Below are 24,037 nucleotides of genomic sequence, written 5' to 3'. Positions count from 1 at the left end.
ATGGGAGATGTGGCCACAGCCTGCGACCACAGGGATACAGTAACAACATTACCGCAACGATAACATTAACGGTAGCGTTTTATGGGGCTATTTTGATCCTGTTCAGCCAGCCAGGCGAGCTTTTCGCCAATCTTGCCTTCAAGGCCTCTGTTTGTCGGGAAATAATAGCGCGTTTGTGCTATTTCCGGCGGGAAGTAAACCTCACCGGCAGCATAAGCGTTTGCTTCATCGTGGGCGTAACGATATTCCTGCCCGTAGCCCATTTCCTTCATCAGTTTGGTTGGCGCATTACGCAGGTGTACCGGCACGTCATAATCCGGACGTTCACGGGCATCGGCGAGCGCGGCTTTAAACGCGGTGTAGACAGCGTTACTTTTTGGCGCACAAGCGAGATAAACAATCGCCTGGGCAATGGCGCGTTCACCTTCTGCCGGACCTACGCGGGTAAAGCAATCCCAGGCCGCAATCGCCACCTGCATTGCCCGCGGATCGGCATTACCGATATCTTCTGAAGCAATCGCCAGGCAGCGACGTGCGACATATAACGGATCACCGCCCGCAGTAATAATCCGCGCATACCAGTAAAGCGCTGCATCGGGTGCGCTACCGCGTACCGATTTATGCAGCGCGGAAATCAGATCGTAAAAGCGATCACCTTTGTTATCAAAACGAGCGCTACGCTCACCAGCAATTTCGGTGAGTAACTCAGGCTTCAGGACACGTTTGCCGCTGTCATCGACTTCGGCCATATCCGCCATCATTTCCAGCGTATTTAACGCCCGGCGCGCGTCGCCATTCACCAGTTCAGCAATCGCGCGGCGTGTTTCATCTGGCAGAACAATATCCTGCCCACCGTAGCCGCGGGTTTTGTCTTCCATCGCCTGAGTCAGTACCTGCTCTATATCCTCGGTGGTCAGGGATTTGAGCAAATAGACACGAGCACGGGAAAGCAGCGCCGAATTAAGCTCAAACGACGGGTTTTCAGTGGTTGCGCCAATAAACGTGATGGTGCCATCTTCAATGTGCGGCAGAAACGCATCCTGTTGGCTTTTATTAAAGCGATGCACTTCATCAACAAACAAAATGGTACGGCGACCGGCATTGCGGTTTTGCCGCGCGCGCTCTATCGCTTCGCGAATTTCTTTCACGCCAGAAGTGACAGCAGAAATACGTTCCACATCAGCATTTGCATAGCGGGCGATCACTTCGGCAAGGGTAGTTTTACCGGTACCTGGCGGCCCCCAGAGGATCATGGAATGCAGATGTCCGGCTTCGATAGCGCGCGGCAACGGCTTCCCCGCAGCCAGCAAATGTTGCTGGCCAATATACTGTGCTAAATTTTCTGGCCGCATACGTGCGGCCAGAGGTTGAAAAGTATTATCCGAAAAATCGAGCGACAGATTGCTCACTCAGGTGCCTCTACTTACGTTGATCATCTACCGTTACGCCTTGCGGCGGGGTAAAGGTAAATTTCGCTGCATCCACAGCACCGTTTTGCTGGGATTTCAGCTGATAACTGCTGCGTTGATCGTCCTGTTCCACCGCGCTGAATTGATGGATGGTGCCATCACGGCCCACGTTAATAGTGAACTGCTTCAGATTGCCATTGCTGGCTTTCGGCGTCAGAACAAAGTCATCGCCGTTCTGTTTGATGTTGTACTGCTGCCAGTCGCTGGACTGGTTACGTGCGATCAGCATAAATGGCGTATTCCCGGTGGCATCTTTCAGCCAGGTCGCCGTAGCCTGTTCAACAAACGGGTTATAGAACCACAGTGTTTTACCATCAGAAACCAGAATGCTTTCATCAGGTTGAGTCATATGCCAGTTGAATAAATTAGGGCGTTTGACCCACAAATCACCCTGACCTTCCTGCACCGCAGCACCGCTACCGTCAGTTACTTTTTGCGTAAAGCTGGCGTGAAAGCTGCTGACTTTGTCCAGACGGCTTTTCAGATCGCTTGCGGCATCAGCCCAAACACTGGACGCCACTAAACTTGAGAGTAATGCACAGGTGATGGCAATTTTTTTCATCATTGTTCCTCAAATTACGTCACTCCCGATCGGGAGTTCCCTCTACTCTCTATTCCAGGCTAATAATCAGCTTGAGGAAAGAAGAAAATACTGAATTTTCAGTTGATAGAGTGCCGGATGCGACGCTATCGCGTCTTATCCGGCCTACGATGCACTAATTAGTCAAACGGTGGCGGGGCCAGCACTTCACGATTACCGTTGTGTCCCTGCTCGCTGACGATCCCTTGCGCTTCCATCTGTTCAACAATGCGTGCTGCACGGTTGTAACCGATGCGGAACTGACGCTGAACACCAGAAATAGACGCTTTGCGTTTTTCAGTGACAAACGCCACCGCCTGATCGAATAGCGGATCCAGTTCTTCAGCACCGTCGAAACCACCAGCTCCGCCTTCGCTTTCGCTGTCGGAGGTGATGCCATCTACATACTGCGGACGACCACGCGCTTTCCAGTCCTGCACCACGGCATGAACTTCCTGATCGCGAACAAAAGCACCATGGACACGTACCGGCATGGTTGAGTTCGGCCCGGAGTAAAGCATATCCCCCATACCAAGCAGTGATTCCGCGCCAGCCTGATCAAGAATGGTACGTGAGTCGATCTTGCTGGATACGGTAAAGGCGATACGGGTTGGAATGTTCGCTTTAATCAGCCCCGTAATAACATCCACCGAAGGGCGCTGCGTTGCCAGCACGAGGTGAATACCTGCGGCACGGGCTTTTTGCGCCAGACGCGCAATCAACTCTTCCACTTTTTTACCTACCGTCATCATCAGGTCGGCAAATTCATCCACCAGCACTACAATGTACGGCTCTTTTTTCAGCACTGGATGCTGGGCATCCATACTGTCACCTGGCTTCCAGTACGGGTCTGGAATCGGACGCATCATTCGGTCCGCTTCAGCAATTTTTTCGTTATACCCCGCAAGATTACGCACTCCCAGTGCCGACATCAGCTTATAACGGCGTTCCATTTCATTTACGCACCAGCGCAGAGCGTTGGCAGCATCTTTCATGTCGGTAACGACTTCCGTTAACAGATGCGGGATGCCTTCATAAACCGAAAGCTCCAGCATTTTCGGGTCGATCATAATGAAACGAACATCTTCCGGCTGCGCTTTATAGAGCATGCTCAGGATCATGGCGTTTACTCCCACCGACTTACCGGAACCAGTGGTCCCCGCAACCAGCAAGTGAGGCATTTTAGCCAGATCGGCTACGACCGGATCGCCTGCGATATCTTTACCCAAAACAATCGTCAGCGGCGATGGGTTATCACGGAACTTCGCGTTATCCAGCACTTCGCGCAGATAAACGGTTTGTCGTTTTTTGTTCGGCAACTCCAGACCTACGTAAGGTTTGCCAGGAATGACTTCAACCACACGCACCGCCACGGTCGACAATGAACGGGCAAGGTCTCGTGACAGGTTAGAAATACGTGCTGCTTTTACGCCCGGCGCCAGGTTCAACTCAAAACGGGTGATTACAGGCCCTGGTGAATAATTGACCACATCAGCTTTAATGCGGAAATCGGCCAGCCGTGCTTCTACCAGACGCGCCATTTGCTCAAGCGCAAAGGTATCTACTGGCTCAACTTCGCTTGGCGGTGGTGTCAGCAAATCCAGCGAGGGTAGTGGCGTCGTTGGTTTATGCAACGGACGGCTATCACCGTTGCGCATTAACAACGGATGAAGCAGGGTATCCTGCGGCTGTGGCGCCACCGGTTGCTGCAGCTGCTGATATTGCTGCTGTGGCGCTACCGGTTGCTGCGGCTGCTGATATTGCGGCTGCGGCGCTACTGGCTGCTGCGGCTGTTGATACTGCGGCTGCGGCGCCACCGGTTGTTGCGGCTGCTGATACTGCTGCTGCGGCGCCACCGGTTGTTGCGGCTGTTGATACTGCGACTGCGGCGCCACCGGTTGTTGCGGCTGCTGATACTGCTGCTGCGGCGCTACCGGTTGCTGTGGCTGCTGATACTGCTGCTGCGGCGCTACCGGTTGCTGTGGTTCAACAATGGGCGTAAACAGTGGCTCGTGTGGGCCATCATCCACCAACGCTTTCATCGGTGAAAATTCAAAATCATTCAGCGAGAATGGATTTGCTCCCGCAGGTTGTTCACCGGAATAACGTTGCTGCTGAGTCTGGGCAAACTGACGAGCCAGTTCAGCCTCCGCCGCTGCATCTTCATCTTCAGGGTTAACTGGCGCATCATGCTGATACTGTTCACCATAGCGTTGCTGCTGTGCCTGGGCAAACTGACGTGCCAACTCATCTTGCTGCATCGCATCGATTTCATCATCGTTATACTGATCGCCAGAATCGTATTGATTGCGCTGCGCTTCGCGAGCTTTCTCTTCGGCGGCTCGTTGTGAAGGTAGTTTAATGCCATACGATGCCAGTTCACGACGAGTCGGAACACGAATACGCTTTGGTCGTGGCAACTGCGGGCCTATCCCCTCTTTCACTTGTGGTCGAGGTCCACCGCTATTTGCCAGGCTAAAAACAGGTGCAGCAACCGTTGCTGTGGCCCCCGTCGCCAGAGTCGCTTTCTTCACGCCCGATGCCAGCGGCGAAACACCAGCCACGGCTTCTACCGGAGGGACTGCGGCAGCAGTCGGCGATGACTGAACAGATTTAGCTGACTGAACAGGTCTAACAGGCTCAGGTTCTTTAACTGGTTCAGGAATAGGCTGATACCAGGCGGCGAGCTGCTCACGTTCGCGCGCACGCTTCTCTTCAACTTCTTCAAAGTAGTAAAGCGGCGGACGCGCAGGTTTTGTTTCTTCAACAACCGGTTCAGGTTCTACAACAGGCGGCTGTTCAACCGGTTGCGGCTGTTGACGCAACGTCTCCTGAACGGCTGGCTGCTGGTAGGTTTGCTCAGGCTGGTATGTAGACTGCGCCGCAAAAGTGGATTGTGTCCCCTCGGCTTGCCACCCGTTATCAGCCACTGGTTGTTCAGGCACTGGTGCATAATAGGGTTGTTGAACAGGTTGTTCTGCAGCAGGCGCATAATATGGCTGCTGAACCGACTGTTCAGGCACTGGCGCATAATAGGGTTGTTGAACAGGTTGTTCCGCAGCTGGCGCATAATATGGCTGCTGTGACTGCACAGGTTGTTGCGGATAACCTTCCGGCGCTGGAGCAATGACCGGCTCGCCCGTTTGCGGCCCTGGCGCAGGCTGCCAGGCAACAGCAGGTTGAGCAGGTGGAACATCAACCGACGCAACAGGCGGCGTCTGAGTAACAGGCCCAACCGGAGCAGCCCAGCTTTGCGTCGCCGTGGTAGCAGCAGCAACTGCAGCAACAGGTTCGGTAATTGGTGCACCGTTTAATAATGGATCGTATTCGTCATATTCTGGCTGCGTTGCACGGTTGCCCGAAAAGAGGACATCATCAGGATCAGCGGCTACGCCGCGCGCAGTGTAGGTAATGTCGTCTTCATCATCCATCCGCTTACCCGAGAACAATGCAGCGTCTGTTTGCCGCCCCATCGGATTGATGAATTTTTCCGCCAGACGTTTACGACGCGCTAACGCGCCACGAAGAATACGAGCACGGCGCGATTCATGCTGTTTGCCGTTTTTCTCGTCTTCATACTCTTCGTCGTCTTCATACTCTTCTTCATCAACCCAGGTATCATCGCGACGAGTGCGGTTACTGGCGAAAGTGAGGATGTTTAAAATCCAGCCCCCCAGTTTTTCGGCAATGGTCACCCAGGACCAGCCGGTAAACAGCGTCAGGCCAGCCGCCCAAACACAGAGCAGCGCAATGGTCCCACCACTGCTGTGCAACAGCGGCTGCAGCGTAGTGCTTAATAAACTACCGATTACACCACCGGAGGCAAAATACCAGATGTCGTCCGCGTTGATTGCCGCAAGGCCACAGGACGTAAGGATAAGCGCCAGCACGCCAATAATTCGTAGTGAAACGGCGAAATAGTCAACATACTCATCGCTGGACTGATGACGCCAGGCAAACCAACAGCCGCCAACAATAATGACCGGGATGGTGTAAGCCATCACGCCAAAAATGAAGAACAGCGTATCTGCCAGCCACGCGCCAGGCGTCCCGCCTAAATTATGGATAGGCTCATGCCAGGCCGTTTGCGACCAGCTGGGGTCCGAAGGGTTAAAGCTTAATAAGGCTGCCATCAACCAGACGGCAAACAGGACAATAAGAATCAGCAACGCCTCCAGAAGTCGGCGCCCGCTGCTTAACTTTGTCAATGTGACTTCTTTGTCTTCAGTGTATTCCTGGCTCAAGAAAGGCTCTCCAGGTTACAGGCTTTTCCTGCCCGATGCTAAAACGGACAACAGCACCAGGTTACCCCAGTACTGTTGCTGTATGGATTAACAGGAGTGTAATCAAAATACGCTTATTTTGCACCTGTTCCGTGTTAGCGCGTCTTAATAACCAGACGATTACTCTGCTTGACTTCTTCCATAACAACATATGTCCGTGTGTCATTGACGCCAGGCAGACGCAGCAGGGTTTCCCCTAGCAGCTTACGATAAGCTGACATATCCGGCACGCGTGTTTTCAACAGGTAGTCGAAATCACCGGATACTAAATGACACTCCTGAATTTCTTCAAGTTTTTGCACAGCAGTATTGAATTGTTCAAACACATCCGGAGCGCCACGATTCAGAGTAATCTCAACGAATACCAGAAGTGATGCATCCAGATAATGCGGGTTCAACAGCGCCGTATAGCCCTGAATAAACCCTTGTCTTTCCAGCCGACGCACACGCTCAAGGCACGGCGTTGGGGAAAGTCCCACACGTTTAGAAAGCTCGACGTTAGAAATACGCCCATCCTTTTGCAACTCATTAAGAATGTTACGATCGATACGGTCGAGATCTTTGCCAGGGCGCTTCTTGCTATCTACCATTATTATTGTCTCTCTGTATTCCTTCCCTACTCCTGTCTGACCCTGAAGACATCACTGTTCAGAGTCGCTACCTGTCACGATAGACCGAAATCATTAAGATTCACGGCTCGCAATGCCTGGGTCTACGGTGAGAAGACCGTTGCCTTGAGGCAGCTATCGACATCACGAATGGCGTCTGTCCACGCCATGCGTAGATTTCACTAGCACGGTAAACATGGTATTTACATGCATGATTATGCGCACATAACAATACTGTTTTTTTCTTCCTCGAATGTTTTCGCAAAACACCAGGTGATTGTCAAAGCAAAACATCGTTTTTTAGTACAACATGCCAGTTATTCATTAACAGTGACGTTTAATCATCATTTAATCGGCTTGTAAACCGGAAAAATTAAGTAGCAGACGTGATAATGACGGGAGAATGACAGGAGAATTTGACACGATTATCGCTTTTGACGATTGCACAAATCGTTAACAAAATCGTCATACTCTTTTTTTACGTCTGTAAATTCCCTACAATCCTGCCCATTGTCTGCCAACAACTATGGGGATCTCATGGGCACGACCAAACACAGTAAACTGCTTATCCTGGGCTCAGGCCCGGCGGGATATACCGCTGCTGTCTACGCGGCACGCGCCAACCTGCAACCGGTGCTGATTACCGGCATGGAAAAAGGCGGCCAGCTGACGACGACCACTGAAGTAGAAAACTGGCCAGGAGATCCAAATGATCTGACCGGCCCGTTGCTCATGGAACGCATGCATGAACATGCTACCAAGTTTGAAACTGAAATTATTTTTGACCACATCAATAAAGTGGATTTGCAGAATCGTCCGTTCCGCCTGACTGGCGATAACGGCGAATATACCTGCGATGCGCTGATTATTGCCACCGGGGCTTCTGCACGCTATCTCGGCCTGCCCTCTGAAGAAGCCTTTAAAGGCCGTGGGGTTTCTGCCTGTGCAACCTGCGATGGATTTTTCTATCGCAATCAGAAAGTGGCGGTCATCGGCGGTGGCAATACCGCAGTTGAAGAGGCGCTGTATCTGTCTAACATCGCTTCCGAAGTACATTTGATCCACCGCCGCGATGGTTTCCGTGCGGAAAAAATCCTCATTAAGCGTCTTATGGACAAAGTGGAGAACGGCAACATCATTCTGCACACCAACCGTACGCTGGAAGAAGTGATCGGCGATCAGATGGGCGTCACTGGCGTTCGTCTGCGCGATACGCAAAACAGCGATAATATCGAGTCTCTCGACGTTGCTGGTCTGTTTGTTGCTATCGGTCACAGTCCGAACACGGCTATTTTTGAAGGACAACTGGAACTGGAAAACGGCTACATCAAAGTGCAGTCGGGTATTCATGGTAATGCCACCCAGACCAGCATTCCGGGCGTCTTTGCCGCAGGTGACGTGATGGATCATATTTATCGCCAGGCCATTACTTCTGCCGGTACAGGCTGCATGGCAGCACTTGATGCGGAACGCTACCTCGACGGTTTAGCTGATGCAAAATAATTTTACAAATCAGTAACAAAAGTAAAGAAGGCGACACCATACGACTATGGGTCGCCTTTATTTTTTCCCCGTTGTAACATTGCTCTGCAAATAATTCTGATAACTCACCTGCTAAGCGTGCAATGAATAAATCCCGTCAAAAAGAGTTAACCCGCTGGTTAAAACAGCAAAGCGTCATCTCCCAACGTTGGCTGAATATTTCTCGTCTGCTGGGCTTTGTGAGCGGCATATTAATAATTGCCCAGGCCTGGTTTATGGCGCGAATTCTGCAACATATGATCATGGAGAACATCCCCCGAGAAGCCTTGCTGCTTCCCTTTACCTTGCTGGTGATGACCTTTGTGCTGCGTGCATGGGTGGTCTGGTTACGCGAACGGGTGGGCTATCACGCCGGGCAACATATTCGTTTTGCCATCCGCCGCCAGGTTCTTGACCGTTTGCAGCAGGCGGGGCCTGCCTGGATTCAGGGCAAACCTGCGGGGAGCTGGGCGACGCTGGTGCTCGAGCAAATTGACGATATGCATGATTACTACGCTCGCTACCTACCGCAAATGGCGCTGGCAGTCTCAGTGCCACTACTGATTGTCGTCGCAATTTTCCCTTCTAACTGGGCCGCGGCACTTATTTTACTCGGCACTGCACCGTTAATTCCGTTGTTTATGGCTTTAGTTGGGATGGGTGCTGCCGATGCTAACCGACGCAACTTTCTCGCGCTTGCTCGCTTAAGCGGGCATTTTCTCGATCGTCTGCGCGGCATGGAAACCCTGCGTATTTTTGGTCGTGGCGAGGCTGAAATTGAAAGTATCCGTTCGGCTTCGGAAGATTTTCGCCAACGGACCATGGAAGTATTACGCCTGGCGTTTTTATCCTCCGGTATTCTTGAATTCTTTACCTCGCTGTCGATTGCCCTGGTCGCGGTGTACTTTGGTTTCTCTTATCTTGGTGAGCTGGATTTCGGTCACTACAGCACGGGCGTGACGTTGTCTGCGGGCTTCCTTGCGTTGATCCTCGCCCCCGAGTTTTTCCAGCCGTTACGTGATCTCGGCACGTTTTATCATGCCAAAGCCCAGGCTGTTGGCGCGGCTGACAGCCTGAAAACATTTATGGAAACACCGCTCGCCCATCCACAGCGTGGTGACGTTGAGTTAACGTCTACCGAACCAGTGACCATTGAAGCCAAAGATCTGTTTATCACATCGCCTGAAGGTAAAACACTGGCTGGCCCGCTGAACTTTACACTACCTGCAGGCAAACGTGCGGTACTGGTGGGACGAAGCGGATCCGGGAAAAGTTCACTATTAAATGCGCTTTCCGGTTTTCTCTCTTATCAAGGCTCGCTGCAAATCAACGGCATTGAATTGCGGGATTTATCCCCGGAATCATGGCGAAAACATCTCTCATGGGTTGGCCAGAATCCGCAATTACCCGCGGCAACAGTACGAGACAATGTGCTGCTGGCACGACCGGATGCCAGCGAGCAAGAGTTACAAACGGCCCTGGATAACGCCTGGGTCAGTGAGTTTCTGCCGCTCCTGCCGCAAGGTATCGATACTCCCGTGGGCGATCAGGCAGCTCGCCTTTCCGTAGGTCAGGCACAACGTGTGGCCGTAGCGCGTGCATTACTTCATCCCTGCTCACTGTTATTACTGGATGAACCTGCAGCCAGCCTCGATGCACACAGCGAGCAGCGTGTGATGCAGGCGCTAAACGCTGCCTCGCAGCGCCAGACAACGCTGATGGTCACCCACCAGTTAGAAAATCTCGCCGACTGGGACGTCATTTGGGTGATGCAGGATGGCCAAATTATCGAGCAAGGTTGTTACGCTGATTTAAGCGTGGCTAACGGTCCATTCGCCACGTTGCTGGCCCACCGTCAGGAGGAGATTTAAATGCGCGCGTTACTTCCTTATCTGGCTCTATATAAGCGTCATAAGTGGATGTTAAGCCTTGGTATTGTGCTGGCAATTGTCACACTGCTCGCCAGTATCGGCTTGTTGACGCTTTCTGGTTGGTTCCTCTCCGCTTCGGCAGTGGCGGGAGTTGCAGGACTGTACAGCTTTAACTACATGCTGCCTGCCGCAGGTGTACGTGGCGCGGCAATCACCCGCACTGCCGGGCGTTATTTTGAACGTCTGGTAAGTCACGACGCGACTTTCCGCGTGTTGCAGCATCTGCGCATTTACACCTTCAGCAAATTGCTGCCCCTCTCCCCTGCCGGACTGGCGCGCTATCGTCAGGGCGAATTGCTCAACCGCGTGGTGGCGGATGTTGATACGCTCGATCATCTTTACCTGCGCGTTATCTCGCCGCTGGTGGGCGCTTTTGTGGTGATTATGGTGGTGACAATCGGGTTAAGTTTCCTTGATTTCACCCTCGCCTTTACGCTGGGCGGCATTATGTTACTGACGCTTTTCCTGATGCCACCGCTGTTTTATCGTGCGGGGAAAAGCACCGGGCAAAATCTGACTCATCTTCGCGGGCAGTATCGCCAACAGTTAACCGCTTGGCTGCAAGGGCAAGCTGAACTGACCATTTTTGGTGCCAGCGATCGTTATCGTACGCAGTTAGAGAACACCGAAATTCAGTGGCTGGAAGCGCAACGTCGTCAGTCCGAACTGACTGCGCTCTCGCAGGCAATTATGCTGTTGATTGGCGCGCTGGCGGTGATTCTGATGCTATGGATGGCCTCCGGCGGCGTTGGCGGTAATAGCCAGCCAGGCGCGTTAATTGCGCTGTTTGTCTTCTGTGCATTGGCTGCATTCGAAGCCCTGGCCCCGGTGACAGGTGCATTTCAGCATCTGGGGCAAGTTATTGCTTCTGCCGTGCGTATCACTGACTTAACGGACCAAAAACCAGAAGTGACCTTCCCGGATACTCAGTCTGCCGTTCCTGAGCAGGTTTCCCTGACATTACGGGATGTTGCGTTCACTTATCCGGAACAATCCCAACAAGCGCTCAAAGGGATTTCTCTTCAGGCAAACGCCGGAGAACATATTGCGATTCTCGGGCGAACCGGATGCGGCAAATCAACGTTGTTACAACTGCTAACCCGCGCATGGGACCCACAACAGGGTGAGATTTTGCTTAACGGCAGCCCGATCTCTGACCTGAATGAATCGACATTGCGCCAGACCATCAGCGTTGTGCCACAGCGAGTGCATCTGTTTAGCGCCACACTGCGCGATAATCTGTTACTCGCCGCACCTGGCGCTGCTGATGAGACTCTTGCTGAAATTCTCCGTCGCGTCGGTCTGGAGAAACTACTCGAAGACACAGGGCTCAACAGTTGGTTGGGAGAAGGCGGACGTCAGCTTTCCGGCGGCGAACTGCGTCGTCTGGCTATCGCCCGTGCGCTATTGCACGATGCGCCGTTAGTATTGCTGGATGAACCAACCGAAGGCTTAGATGCCACGACTGAAAGTCAGATCCTCGAATTACTGGCTGAAATGATGCGTGAGAAAACGCTATTGATGGTTACACATCGGCTGCGTGGACTTTCACATTTTCAGCAAATAATAGTGATGGACAACGGGCAAATTATTGAACAAGGTACCCATGCAGAACTGCTTGCCAGACAGGGGCGTTATTACCAGTTTAAGCAGGGTTTGTAAGCTATTATTGAACGATCCGACTTGCGTAGTGGAGTTTTGCAGTCATGCGCCTGGTTCAGCTTTCTCGCCATTCAATAGCCTTCCCTTCCCCGGAGGGCGCATTACGTGAGCCTAACGGTCTGCTGGCGCTGGGAGGCGATCTTAGCCCTGCTCGGCTACTCATGGCTTATCAGCGCGGTATTTTCCCGTGGTTTTCTCCTGGCGATCCTATTCTCTGGTGGTCGCCTGATCCACGTGCGGTTTTATGGCCAGAATCACTGCATATCAGCCGCAGCATGAAACGTTTTCATAAGCGCTCTCCCTATCGCGTCACGCTGAATTACGCGTTTGGTCAGGTCATTGAAGGCTGCGCCAGCGATCGCGAAGAAGGGACCTGGATTACGCGTGACGTCGTCGAAGCCTACCATCGTCTTCACGAGTTGGGCCATGCCCATTCCATAGAAGTGTGGCGTGAAGGCGAAATTGTCGGCGGCATGTACGGCGTGGCGCAGGGAACACTGTTTTGTGGCGAGTCGATGTTCAGCCGCATGGAGAATGCCTCGAAAACGGCGCTCCTGGTTTTTTGTGACGAATTTATCCGCCACGGCGGCAAGCTTATCGACTGCCAGGTATTAAATGACCATACGGCCTCGCTTGGTGCCTGCGAAATCCCTCGCCGGGATTACCTCAATTATCTCAATCAACTGCGCCCCGAACGGTTACCAAATAATTTCTGGGTACCACGGCGATTGTTTTCACCACAAGAATGAATGTTTTCGGCACATTTCTCCCCAGAGTGTTATAATTGCGGTCGCAGAGTTGGTTATGCTCATTACTCCGCTGCCGATAAGGAATTTTTCGCGTCAGGTAACGCCCACCGTTTATCTCACCGCTCCCTTATACGTTGCGCTTATAGTGCGGCTTAGCCGTGTGTTTTCGGAGTTATGTGCCAAACCTGTTTGTTGCGAATTAGCGCACAAATCTTTACTTATTTACAGAACTTCGGCATTATCTTGCCGGTTCAAATTACGGTAGTGATACCCCAGAGGATTAGATGGCCAAAGAAGACAATATTGAAATGCAAGGTACCGTTCTTGAAACGTTGCCTAATACCATGTTCCGCGTAGAGTTAGAAAACGGTCACGTGGTTACTGCACACATCTCCGGTAAAATGCGCAAAAACTACATCCGCATCCTGACGGGCGACAAAGTGACTGTTGAACTGACCCCGTACGACCTGAGCAAAGGCCGCATTGTCTTCCGTAGTCGCTGATTGTTTTACCGCCTGATGGGCGAAGAGAAAGAACGAGTAAAAGGTCGGTTTAACCGGCCTTTTTTGCGTTTGGAGTTACGGGGAATAAATACTGGAGGATGGTGAGTTAAGTTTGAAAACTGCCTGTACGGCAGTGAACAACGGCGACGAAACAACAGCTTCGTTATCGCATTTCTAAGCTGCCTGTACGGCAGTGAACATCATATCGCGGGTAATATTTGATAATTGAACTTTCTAAGCTGCCTGTACGGCAGTGAACAGTTAATTGCGGTTACTCCAATGCGCGTACACTTTCTAAGCTGCCTGTACGGCAGTGAACCCCGCTTTTCGCTAATTCCATTGCTGGTGCCGTTTCTAAGCTGCCTGTACGGCAGTGAACGTTTACCGCCCCGCAGAGGCGCTGGCAGATCTTTTCTAAGCTGCCTGTACGGCAGTGAACGATTACTAATACGTCCACAATGTCGCCGTTCTTTTCTAAGCTGCCTGTACGGCAGTGAACATGCGCGCGCGGTGTTCAGCGCCTGCGTGAATTTTCTAAGCTGCCTGTACGGCAGTGAACAATACATGTTGAGCCACGGAAGGTCTTTTTAATTTCTAAGCTGCCTGTACGGCAGTGAACTTCAGTGTCAATAATTTAGTATGCATAGAATTTTTCTAAGCTGCCTGTACGGCAGTGAACATTGCGTGGGCGAGACTGGAGGAGATGAAAGATTTCTAAGCTGCCTGTACGGCAGTGAACTGGAATAATAGCAGACTATCCGATTGATTTACTGTTAAAACTTACAAAGTCGCAGATTTAAACCCTTTTTCCAGACTTCAAAACAGCAATAAACAAAATCAATGAGTTACATTTCAACCTAAAAAAAGGGTCGATTTGGTACTTCTTCAATCTCATATTTTATGCATAGCTTTTGATAAACAATTGAACAGAACACATACGGTCATAATCTCCGTCACGCAAACAGCGTGTTCATTGCGTAACCAAACGAATCAATCTCTATAAATTCTTCTTGACCGTTTTACTCCAACTCCCTATAGTAGCGCCCCGTTGCCACCCATGAGGTCAGGCAGCAAAACAATTTGGTGAGGTGTCCGAGTGGCTGAAGGAGCACGCCTGGAAAGTGTGTATACGGCAACGTATCCGGGGTTCGAATCCCCGCCTCACCGCCATATTTTAAGAAGAGCTCGTACGAAAGTACGGGCTTTTTTTTCGCATATTGCACAGCCTGGCGGGGATGAGAAGCCCGGACCCGGGTTCGACAACTGGCGCCAGCCAGTTGGACAGACCGCGAACGCAGTGAACGGGCTGCCCGCAGGGCGAGCGAAGCGAGTCAATCCCCGCCTCACCGCCATATTTTAAGAAGAGCTCGTACGAAAGTACGGGCTTTTTTTTCACATTGATGTGCCTTAAATAAAAAACACGTACTTCCTCTTCGAAAGTACGTGAAAATCAGTGGCTGATTACTATACCCACTAGTCGTAGGATACGGCAAATATGGCTTTGCTTTGGACTTCTCCTGGCTGTAGTGCTTCCTCATTCACGCGGACATATTTCGCGGTAATCGGGAAGGTGTACTGATTCTCAATGGCCGCCATTTTAGTTAGTTTGTTCATCAGAGTATCACCCAGCTTTAGCGGTGTCGTTTCGTTACCATTATAAATCTGGAACCCAACCCCCTTAGCACCATTAAGCGATGTATTTTTCAGAATGGTTCCACTATCATCCCATTCACCGCGCGCAACTTTAAAAGTTACTGGATTAGTCGTGACGTTATAAACACTGTCGCAATTTAAAACCAGATCTATAGAGCCTGATTTTGTATTATTGGCAGATTGCATCTCACTTATCGTTGTTTCTGGCATTCTTATTTCGTAAGTCGGTTGCGAGAAACTACAGGTTGTGGGTTTGTGTTTGATGCTAAATTCTATATTCTGAGTATAAGAAACATCACTATCTAATCGCCCACTAATCCAACATAAAAACCATTTTATGATACTATCATTGCAAGAGTTATCTGTTAGTATGCTAATGGCAGGACGCGGGATGGTTATCTTGTCGATATTGGTGGTTATTGTATGGTCTACTTTACTCGTTGGCCCAACATATTCTGCCTTAAGAGTGAACGGCTTGGTATTTATAACATCCTGAGTGTTATATTCTTTTGGAGAAGCATTCCAGGAATCGATTCCAGTAGAAACAGGGAATGCACTACTCTCAAGATTAAATTTCATAAAGATTGATTTCTGCGAATCAGACTCTTTAAGTTCAACAATATAATCTTTTAACGGTGTTGCATAATACATTTTATCGCTTGTTGCATTACATGTGAACGTATCAACTAAGTTTGTATTAATTACAGCCGTTACCGTTTCCTGTGCCATATCTAGTTCTATCGTTTGGCTTGCTGTTGTATTCGGCCCCAAAGTACATTTAGCCTGCCCCCAAAATGGCAAAGCCAGTAGAAACAAAAACCAATATTTCTTCATAAACAAATCCTTTAACGACAAATATAAACTTTATTCTCATCAATAACGTTATCAAAGGTAATAGTGCAGAATTGTTCCTGCTGTTTATTAACCGAGACGCGAATCGACGCGGGAACATCATTAGTGCGAATAAATATCCGACTTCCCTGTCCTACTAAGCCCACATTATTGCCACTTTCATCTTCAACCTCATAACCAAACGGCAACGGAGAGCCATCAGGTCGTTGGGAGATGAAATACCAGGGTTTGCGTTTATCAGTCTCAAACTGCGTCATCACTACCGCACCACGATAAGGAACGGTGTTTTTACGGTTACCCAGTAGCGCCACATCGCTTTTACTGTCGGCAATATCCAACATCAACGTATTTTCACGATACGGCGTCAGGTTGTCATAAATAGCGTAGCCTCTGCTATCCGTGGTCAGGTAACGATATCCCTGCACCGCCGCTCCCTCCAGTCCAGGCGCTTTGACAATGGCAAACGTATCGGAAAGTCTGGGAGCCAGTGCCACCCCGTCCGACCACGCGACTAAACCGCCTTGAATATTACCGCTAACCTGTTGATATTTTTTCGACTGGCTATAGCTGCCACCAATAGTCGCCAATGGCGCACGCCAGGTCAGGTTTCCACCTGCTGTTGTTTCGCTGCCCTGATGTTGATGGCTTAAGTTAGCCCCGTAGCTGAACTGATCGCGACTCCCCGCTACACCGCTGAGGCTGGTATTATTCGACCGATAGCCGTCTTTATCAAAAGTGGTCGAGTTAGAAACAAATAAATCTCGTCGTTTTTCAGTGATTCCATCGCCCCACGAGAAGGGAATTGAGAAATATAAGTTAATGCGTCTATCTTCGCGGTTATCTTCATCGTAGGTCTGGCTAACAGACAAGGTATAACTAAGACGTTCCCAGGAGTTCGAATAGCTGAGTTGATAATCTTTCCCTGTCCCGCTACGTTCCCAATAATCTCGCCATTGACCACTGACTGATAAATACCCCCACTTTTCCGGTAATGACTGGTTTATATTTACAGAAAAGCTGTTCTTACGACCAAAGTCGTACTGATAATAGTCGGCGATATCATAAACTGAGTCATCTTCTCGATTATAGCTTTTCCTGTTATTTGCCCACACGTGATCGTTAAAAGTACGATAATCCCGAGAAGAATAACGCCAGGCCGCCAGCGAAAATTGCGTTCCACTTTGAGAGAGATATTTGTTCCAGGCAATCTGATAACTTTGACCATTAAACACATCACCGTTATCTTGTTCACTATGGGAATGGGTAAAATCAACCGATACAGCACCAATCGGTGTATTCCATCCCGTGCCGAGAACAAACGATGAGTAATTATCAGACAACTGCGCGCCAGCATAGAGTGTCAGCAAATTATTAAGGCCATACTGATAGCTTCCCTGAATAAAATCTGACTGATCGCTGGCTCCCTCGATACGACTACGTCCGGCAGCAAATTCATATTTCGAAACGCCCGGTTGCAACATATTTGGTACAGATGAATAAGGTACACGATAACGCGACACCGAACCGTCAGCTTCTTTAACGGTAACTTCCAGATCTGCACCACCACCAGCGAGTTGCAAATCATCAATGGCGAATGGACCTGGCGGAACCTCTTTCTGGTAAACCACAAAGCCATTTTGTTCGATAGTGACAAGTGCGTTACTTTGGGCAACACCACGCACCACTGGAGTAAAATTCTGTTTAGAGTTCGGCAACATCTGCATATCGCGCCACAGGCGTACACCGCGAAAACGCACGGAATCAAAAACATCAGAACCGGTATACATTTCACCAGCACGCAATGTGCCAAGAATTTGTGGAATTCCGCGCTCCAGATATAACGTGTTACTCTTCCATTTACCGCTGCTCTCGTCACTTTTCGTATAATTGGCATTTGAATGCAACTGCCAGCCCAGAAGATTCAAACCACTATTCAGATTTAAATAGCTACTTTTATTATCTCCTCCGTGCTTATAATTACTGTAATACTGACTGGCATAATAAGACGTATATAATGCGTTAATCCCGCGATCCCATGCCTCAGGCGGGACATATCCGCGTTCATACTCAACGACATAGGCCTGGGGTACACTTAACTTCAGGTTAAAATGCCCAATATCATAGTCAACGCTGCCGCCCTGTACCGCTTCCCGAAGTGGTACACATTCTACGCTTTTATCGATATTAATTTCTTCAGTGAGGATACCTATTTGCTTTAACTGCTCCCAGGATAAACATGTTGCATCCGGATCATCTTTAATATCGACATTATAATGTCCGCGCCACTGATTATTCAGGTAAACATCCATATCATAGATACCGGGCATCGGCTTATCACTATCAATATGATAGTCAGAAATTTTTTCCCCATTTAATCCGCCAATCATAAAATGGGTGTCAAATGTTTCATCTTCCGCCCATGCAGACGAAGTTGCCAACACCGACAGGATAGCCAGCGTAATAGAATTAAGTTTAGACATAATCAATCCCTGATCTATTTGACGGTTTTTACTTTTTCACTCAAGTAGTTTCCATGATCATCAATCAGCGTAACATTGTACTGGCTAACAACGGAAGATGTGGTGACGGTCTGTTCTGACCAGGGTGCTAGTACCAGCGTTTCTTTATTTAATTTGGTATTACCTTTCAGTTCAGGAATAGTTATCCAGTTAGCTGAATTATTTTTTATATTAATACCATTACTGACAGTTCTTATATTCAGTCGAGAAAAACTTCCTTTATCGACACCAGCTATACCCTCCGGACGATAAATAAATTTGATGCGGTTTTGCATCGCGAATTTAATCTGGTTTTTACCTTCATTTTTCTCACTATTAGGTGGAATGTCCAGGACATTGAGAAAGAACAAGCTTTCGCGATCTTTTGGTAGGGTATTCGCCAATTTTTTGATTTTGAGTTGTTGTCCCTCGCCCCCTTTTACATGAGCGACCGGTGGCGTCAACACGAACGGGACGTGAATTTTTTCTGGAGGCTGGCTGGTATCGCCATCATCAATCCATGACTGAACCAGGGCGCTACGATTACCTTCATTCATTAACTGAACGGTAATCTCTTTTTTCTGTTCTGGATAAATAACACGAGTGCCGTAGATATAGATGCCACCCCACGCAGGCGTGACCATGCCGGCCAGCAAGAAGGCTATTAATTTTTTCATGATAACAATCCTTGTTATTGAAAATCGGCGACCGAAGCCGCCGATAAACACGGTATCAATCTGTCACGACAGTCATTGTCAGGGCAGAGTTAACCGAGCCAGCCTTCACTTCAGCACCTGCTTTTGCGTATTTCGCCCTGAAATTCAACTCATATTCATTAGTGTTGTTTTTTACTAAATGAATATAGTCATCACCTTTAATCTGTTGAGATTGACCGTCCGCCCCCTCATAATAGACAGCAAAACCAGCACCATTTTCTTCTGCGGTGTTACGAGTAATACCGCTATTGCCTACGTCAAATTGATCCCTGGAGAAAGTAATTTTAGGTGCATTGTCTCCCGTACATATAACTTTCAGCGGTAAAATTGTTGTATTTGAATAAGCGTCGTGAATATAGCCTGCATCCTTACCTTGAAATTGATCAGCCCCAATCTCGTTCATCGTAATTGTTGCAGTAGTTGATCCATCGAATTGACAAGTAGTTCCTGCGATATTACCGGTAATAATCAACTCGCCCTGTTGATTCCCTTCCGCAAAAGCCCCTGCACTCATAAAAAGAGAAGATAATACTGCAACTGCAATAATTGAACGTTTCATAGTCTATTCCTTAACTAATTTATTCCAGGTGATTAAGAGTTTCTGTCCTCTCGGAAATGAATTTCGCAAATTACATTTTCTATCGCAATGTAAACAAGTTGTTTTCGTGATTTAAATCAAATTATAAAAAACACATACCCAGCAAAAAATACCCATAAAAATATTTTCCTTGTTTACTATTCGTCATTATTTGATGTCATTACAAGGTAGATTAATACGTATTATTAATTGAGGATTGCTTGTTTTAAATAAATATCCATATACTGATGAAAGTGTAGGGCATTGAATTATTTATTCTATTTCCAGCCAGAAATAGGCTTTTCAATAGACAAAAAGACCTGACGGTAAGGCCAGGTCTTTTATACATTACAACTAACCAATCAAAACCAGGGAATAGTAGCGGTTGCGCTTAATCCATAACTACTGAATACCCCTTTAACCGGTTCTGTACGCAAATCCCCGTGTCGGATAAACAATTTGAACTGTTGCTGACTCGACAAACTCTTCATATTAAGAAAAGGTAAGTCGGTCCGCTGTTCAGCTTGCGTCGCCAGTCGCTCAATCGCCTGTTCTTCAGTAAGCCAGCCTTTTTTCACTGAACGCCTTAGCAGACGCTGGGGGTTACTTTTAACCTGCACACGGCTTACTACTCGCCAGCCCTTTATTTCTGGTACGGGAGTGACCGGTGAACATTGGCAATAGTCCGTAAGTCCTTTACGCCACGCTGAGGCTTCAAGCGCCTGCAATGCCTGAGCGCTACCATGCAAGCGTAAACGCGCTCCTGGCATAACATTTACGTCCGGGAAACTTACGCCGATATCGCCTTGCCCTCTTGCACCTAATGCCCGATGCAGTTTGGCAAATAACGCCGCCATCAACATTTCGCTCGAAAATTCAGGATCTGGCAGAACGCGGATCTCAAGGTAGTGATCCATTGGCAGCTCCTTATTCCGATTTCTCACCAAAGACACCGCCGCGTATCAGCACAGCCATCACGTAGTGCTGCTGCTCAACGTCTGGTTTCATCCCTTTGGTCACCCAATTGTCCAGTAAGGTATAAAAGTCGAGTTTTTCTTTCGGTTGGCGGCAAGCCACACCGCGACTGGTTACAGAACCGTAAGGTTCCACAGCGATAGCACCTAATTCATCCACTTTTGGATGCCAGGTATCGATGGTACGTAAAGCATTGCCAATCTTCTGAGAGTGGATACCGGCAATGCCAGCCACCTGGTATAACACGCGACTTTTGCTACTGTTGCTGTCGAGTACCAGCTCCTGCGACGGGAAAACTTCTTGCCCGGCACCAAGACGAACCTGCGCTTCAACGGTAAGCATTACCCACTCTTTTCCGCTTAATCCTTGTTCAATCGTTGCCGCCAGTTTCGTGACGCTACTCTGGCCCTGTTCAAATTGACATAAAGAGAAGTCATGGCTGTTAAAAGTCCATGATTTGTCGTTAGCGGTGACTTTCACCTGAATTTGCTCGGCACCGATACGGTTACGCCACAGAAAACGACCATTTGCCAGATTCAGGGCATAGCGAAGAGCCAGCTCTTTAAAGCCATGTTCGCTGATATAACCTTCAATAACGTCGGAAAGCGCCTCCTGATAGGCCATATCATTACATACTGACGGTGTGGATAAATTACCCAGCACGCGCAGTGTAAACATCACTTTTAACGTATCCGCATCAACCGGAAGCGCTGCCACGTCTACCCGCTGCAAGTTGGCTTTTTGGATTTCTGCATTCAGCTTTAACTCATTACTGGAAATTGCATCTTTCAGGCGATTGGAGATGGTTCCGCGAACGGCTTTCTCCTGAATCTCAATAGGTTGCCATTCATTTCCTTGCCAGTTACCTGCGTACATCACCGCGTCAGAGGTTGCCAGTTTGCGCTCAAATGCCAGTACTGACGCCGTTTTTACTGCTACAGGGGCCTTTGCCATAATTATGTCCTTATTCTGTATCGTCATCTTCATTAATCGTAGGGTCGTCAACGACTGGTATTGCCGAGCAATAGTAGCCAGTGTCCGTTGTACGGTAACGCCACATCAGCGGTTGCAAGCCAGTAATACGATGTAATCCGCGCCATTCGCCAATGCCATAAACGGCTTCGGCAAAGGCAAATGGTGTCGAGGTATCGCGCGCATTTTCAACTTCACCGGGTGCGTAAACAGGAGAAATGCGTTGGTAGCCACACATTAACGGTACCAGGAAACCAGGCATTGGCTTCGGCTGGTATACCCATTGTGCGCTGTTGTCTTCTGCCGGAGATTCGGCCTGATATTTAACGGCAGCAAAATCAAGCCAGGCATCAAGCAACGATATATCGGGATGTTGTTGGTGATGTTCAGCCAGCCATTCACTGCGATCGTAAAGCGCATAGCCAGGCATTAAACGCCAGATGATTTTACGCAGTTGCTTTTCATCTTCAGGCGCATGAAAAAGCTGCGGTTCGCGCATGTCAACAATGCTGCCGCCCGCCAGTTTATGGCTCTGGCAGAGCATTTTCAGATGGTCGCAAAGGGCTTTTCTGCCATATTCACCATTGGTAATTTCGCCATTACATTCAACCAGCAGAGAAACCGTCAGGTGCATACGGCCCTCTTCATTGAACGAGGCGGTTTTACCTTCTCTGGTTAATGGGTTACGGGTGAGAGCGAATTGAAAATCGCGCCCGGAGCTGTACGCCTGAATATGCTGTTCATGGCTTACTACCGCACAACCGTCAAAACTTACGCCAAATTCATCCACGACTTTGCGAGAAAGCGCATGAACATAACCGAGAAAATGGGTCATCGACGGGAATCCCCAGGTCAACCCGGAGACGGCGTTAGCGTTTTCGATGCGTACATGGGGTAACAAGAGCAGATAACTCATTTCAGCGCCTCCTGCAAAACGGCTTCCATTTCACGCATCCGTTGAGTAAACAGGGACTGACTGCGCCACTCCCTTTGCTCGACAGCACCGACATCGAAATGGGCTTTTTTCAGGCGATAGTTCAGCCAGCGCGCGAAATCATCGGCTACTGTCTCTTGCCAGTCGTTTTTCTCACGCTCCTGTTTGAAAGTCTCATCTGAGAGGCTTCGCCACGGGTCCAGCCAAAGTTGTTGGTGGCGAGGTAAGTCTGGTGATTGCGCGGACCATCCCTGCCATTTTTCTTGCTGAAATGAAGACGCCTGCATGAACAGCAGATCAATCAACTCATCAATATATTTCGCCCGCGCAGTTCGGATATGAACATTATTTATGTCAACCTTCAGCAGGTAAGTCATTCGGGCGATGATGCCTGAAGCCGCCCGATTGAAATCGCCGCGTAGGGAAAAAATACTGCGCATGTTTTGTGGCGCGCGATCCAGCGTCGCCCAGGTTGGCGGCATTGATGGCAACAGCCAGACTCGGCCACCCCGCACACTATTGAGCAAAGAAATATTCTGCGGTTTTGTGCCGCCAAAATGCATTTCGGCAAGATTAGGAAACCAGATATCTGGCTGGGAGTGCCATTTTCCTGCTTTGCGGGCATCGCGAATGGCTTTCGATTCCTCACTAAAGCGCACGGCGGTTAGCTTTTCATACATCGCCTGCGCCAGTGAACTGGAAAACAGTGGGCATAACAGGTGATAGCCATCCGCAACAGGGAAATAGATTTGTTTTGCCAGTTTATGGCTGGCAGGCCGTCCAGTTGTCCATGCCTGGCTAAACCCAGCTACCCACTGCTCCAGTTGCGCTTTATCCTCTGCAAACGTACTTAATGCCTGATAATCACCACGCTTCAGGCTGGCAAGCAGTGAATCTCCGTTCACATCGGTTTGTAGCAACTTTGCGACGTCAAGTGCGGCGGCGTTGCCAATCGCGTCAGTAGCGATATTTGCCAACGATGCCGTGTTTAAATAGTTTTCGGTAGCGGAGGTATCCAGATAAAAGCTGCTGGCCTTAGAATCACCATGACTGAATTTAGCGCCATGAGTGACTAATTTGATTTGCCCGGCACGTTTCGCCGCATCCGTTAACCAGTTACGTGGTAGGTAGCGTGCTTCAAGTTCCTGCCGCTCCAGAGCGATAACGCTGGCGTCCTCGCCCTGTTCCTGTCGCTTTGCTGCTTCTTTTTCAAAGGCTTCGATTTTGGGTTGCCTTCGCGAAGCGATGTAGCCAGTAATAAATTGTATTAGCGCCGTTTTTTCCATTTCGGCTCCTTTCGTTAATCCATCAAATTGAAGTTGCTCCCTGACTTCACTGAAAAATCTCCGTAGCCCAAACAGGCTTCAGTACAACGACGCATACAGCAAAAGGGGCAACGCCCGTGGTGATAATCATGGATAGCTCACCTAGAGGTATCTACGCTTTAATCTAGCCAAACCCATGCAATAACTAAGAGTGATATTATCATGCATAAAATATTTGCCACACAATAGTTTAATGACTAACATTCACGCACTGCCATCGGCAGCTTAG

17 protein-coding genes, 1 tRNA gene and 1 CRISPR repeat array are annotated in these 24,037 nt (G+C 49.2%); of the genes, 6 read left to right on the top strand and 12 right to left on the bottom strand.

Annotated elements, in window-relative coordinates:
- Nucleotides 1-65: 65 nt before the first annotated feature.
- The 4 genes from rarA to lrp all read right to left on the bottom strand — a co-directional run bounded on the left by rarA (nt 66) and on the right by lrp (nt 6,922).
- On the bottom strand, nt 66-1,409 hold the full coding sequence (rarA, locus tag D9741_RS11290; RefSeq protein WP_130205287.1) for a replication-associated recombination protein RarA: 1,344 nt from the start codon (nt 1,407-1,409) through the stop codon (nt 66-68).
- 10 nt (nt 1,410-1,419) lie between these two features.
- Nucleotides 1,420-2,031, bottom strand: a complete 612-nt coding sequence (gene lolA / locus D9741_RS11285; protein ID WP_001295343.1) for an outer membrane lipoprotein chaperone LolA — start codon at nt 2,029-2,031, stop codon at nt 1,420-1,422.
- A 158-nt stretch (nt 2,032-2,189) separates the two neighbouring features.
- A complete protein-coding gene (gene ftsK / locus D9741_RS11280) occupies nt 2,190-6,293 on the bottom strand; it encodes a DNA translocase FtsK (RefSeq protein ID WP_130221276.1) in 4,104 nt (1,367 codons plus the stop codon).
- A gap of 134 nt (nt 6,294-6,427) precedes the next feature.
- Nucleotides 6,428-6,922, bottom strand: coding sequence for a leucine-responsive transcriptional regulator Lrp (lrp, locus tag D9741_RS11275; protein ID WP_000228473.1), 495 nt, complete (start codon nt 6,920-6,922; stop codon nt 6,428-6,430).
- A gap of 555 nt (nt 6,923-7,477) precedes the next feature.
- Between lrp and trxB the strand changes: the two genes are divergently transcribed.
- From trxB to D9741_RS11245, 6 genes are all read left to right on the top strand, one after another.
- A complete protein-coding gene (gene trxB, locus D9741_RS11270; protein ID WP_130205283.1) occupies nt 7,478-8,443 on the top strand; it encodes a thioredoxin-disulfide reductase in 966 nt (321 codons plus the stop codon).
- A gap of 122 nt (nt 8,444-8,565) precedes the next feature.
- Nucleotides 8,566-10,332 (top strand): cysteine/glutathione ABC transporter permease/ATP-binding protein CydD, encoded by a 1,767-nt coding sequence (gene cydD / locus D9741_RS11265; RefSeq protein ID WP_130215685.1) that lies wholly within the window; start codon nt 8,566-8,568, stop codon nt 10,330-10,332.
- Nucleotides 10,333-12,054, top strand: coding sequence for a cysteine/glutathione ABC transporter ATP-binding protein/permease CydC (cydC, locus tag D9741_RS11260; RefSeq protein ID WP_130215683.1), 1,722 nt, complete (start codon nt 10,333-10,335; stop codon nt 12,052-12,054).
- A gap of 44 nt (nt 12,055-12,098) precedes the next feature.
- The gene (aat, locus tag D9741_RS11255) at nt 12,099-12,803 is read left to right on the top strand and encodes a leucyl/phenylalanyl-tRNA--protein transferase (RefSeq protein WP_130205277.1); all 705 of its coding nucleotides are present in this window, start codon (nt 12,099-12,101) and stop codon (nt 12,801-12,803) included.
- A gap of 284 nt (nt 12,804-13,087) precedes the next feature.
- Nucleotides 13,088-13,306: a translation initiation factor IF-1 gene (infA, locus tag D9741_RS11250; RefSeq protein WP_001040187.1), complete on the top strand. Its 219-nt coding sequence runs from the start codon at nt 13,088-13,090 to the stop codon at nt 13,304-13,306.
- Between the two features lie 111 nt (nt 13,307-13,417).
- A CRISPR array of direct repeats spans nt 13,418-14,045; the repeat unit is 28 nt; unit sequence TTTCTAAGCTGCCTGTACGGCAGTGAAC.
- A gap of 343 nt (nt 14,046-14,388) precedes the next feature.
- Nucleotides 14,389-14,476, top strand: a tRNA-Ser gene (locus D9741_RS11245).
- 303 nt (nt 14,477-14,779) lie between these two features.
- Here the strand turns inward: D9741_RS11245 and D9741_RS11240 are convergent.
- The 8 genes from D9741_RS11240 to csy1 form a co-directional block, all read right to left on the bottom strand.
- Nucleotides 14,780-15,793 carry a fimbrial protein gene (locus tag D9741_RS11240; protein WP_130215681.1) on the bottom strand — a complete coding sequence of 338 codons (1,014 nt, stop codon included), beginning with the start codon at nt 15,791-15,793 and terminating at the stop codon, nt 14,780-14,782.
- A gap of 11 nt (nt 15,794-15,804) precedes the next feature.
- On the bottom strand, nt 15,805-18,291 hold the full coding sequence (locus D9741_RS11235) for a fimbrial biogenesis outer membrane usher protein (protein WP_130215679.1): 2,487 nt from the start codon (nt 18,289-18,291) through the stop codon (nt 15,805-15,807).
- A 14-nt stretch (nt 18,292-18,305) separates the two neighbouring features.
- Nucleotides 18,306-18,986: a fimbrial assembly chaperone gene (locus tag D9741_RS11230; protein ID WP_130215677.1), complete on the bottom strand. Its 681-nt coding sequence runs from the start codon at nt 18,984-18,986 to the stop codon at nt 18,306-18,308.
- A 55-nt stretch (nt 18,987-19,041) separates the two neighbouring features.
- Nucleotides 19,042-19,584: a fimbrial protein YehD gene (gene yehD, locus D9741_RS11225; protein ID WP_130215675.1), complete on the bottom strand. Its 543-nt coding sequence runs from the start codon at nt 19,582-19,584 to the stop codon at nt 19,042-19,044.
- Nucleotides 19,585-19,964: 380 nt separating this feature from the next.
- Nucleotides 19,965-20,519 (bottom strand): type I-F CRISPR-associated endoribonuclease Cas6/Csy4, encoded by a 555-nt coding sequence (gene cas6f, locus D9741_RS11220; protein WP_130215673.1) that lies wholly within the window; start codon nt 20,517-20,519, stop codon nt 19,965-19,967.
- A gap of 10 nt (nt 20,520-20,529) precedes the next feature.
- The gene (gene csy3, locus D9741_RS11215) at nt 20,530-21,531 is read right to left on the bottom strand and encodes a type I-F CRISPR-associated protein Csy3 (protein WP_130215671.1); all 1,002 of its coding nucleotides are present in this window, start codon (nt 21,529-21,531) and stop codon (nt 20,530-20,532) included.
- Nucleotides 21,532-21,541: 10 nt separating this feature from the next.
- On the bottom strand, nt 21,542-22,465 hold the full coding sequence (csy2, locus tag D9741_RS11210; protein ID WP_130215669.1) for a type I-F CRISPR-associated protein Csy2: 924 nt from the start codon (nt 22,463-22,465) through the stop codon (nt 21,542-21,544).
- Nucleotides 22,462-23,769, bottom strand: coding sequence for a type I-F CRISPR-associated protein Csy1 (gene csy1 / locus D9741_RS11205; protein ID WP_130215667.1), 1,308 nt, complete (start codon nt 23,767-23,769; stop codon nt 22,462-22,464). Before csy1 ends, csy2 begins: the two co-directional genes overlap by 4 nt.
- Nucleotides 23,770-24,037: the final 268 nt, after the last annotated feature.

The sequence above is a fragment of the Escherichia sp. E14V7 genome (assembly GCF_004212225.1).
Classification (GTDB): Bacteria; Pseudomonadota; Gammaproteobacteria; order Enterobacterales; family Enterobacteriaceae; genus Escherichia.
Note: the sequence above shows the minus strand (reverse complement) of the source record. Positions and strands in the feature narration are given on the sequence as shown.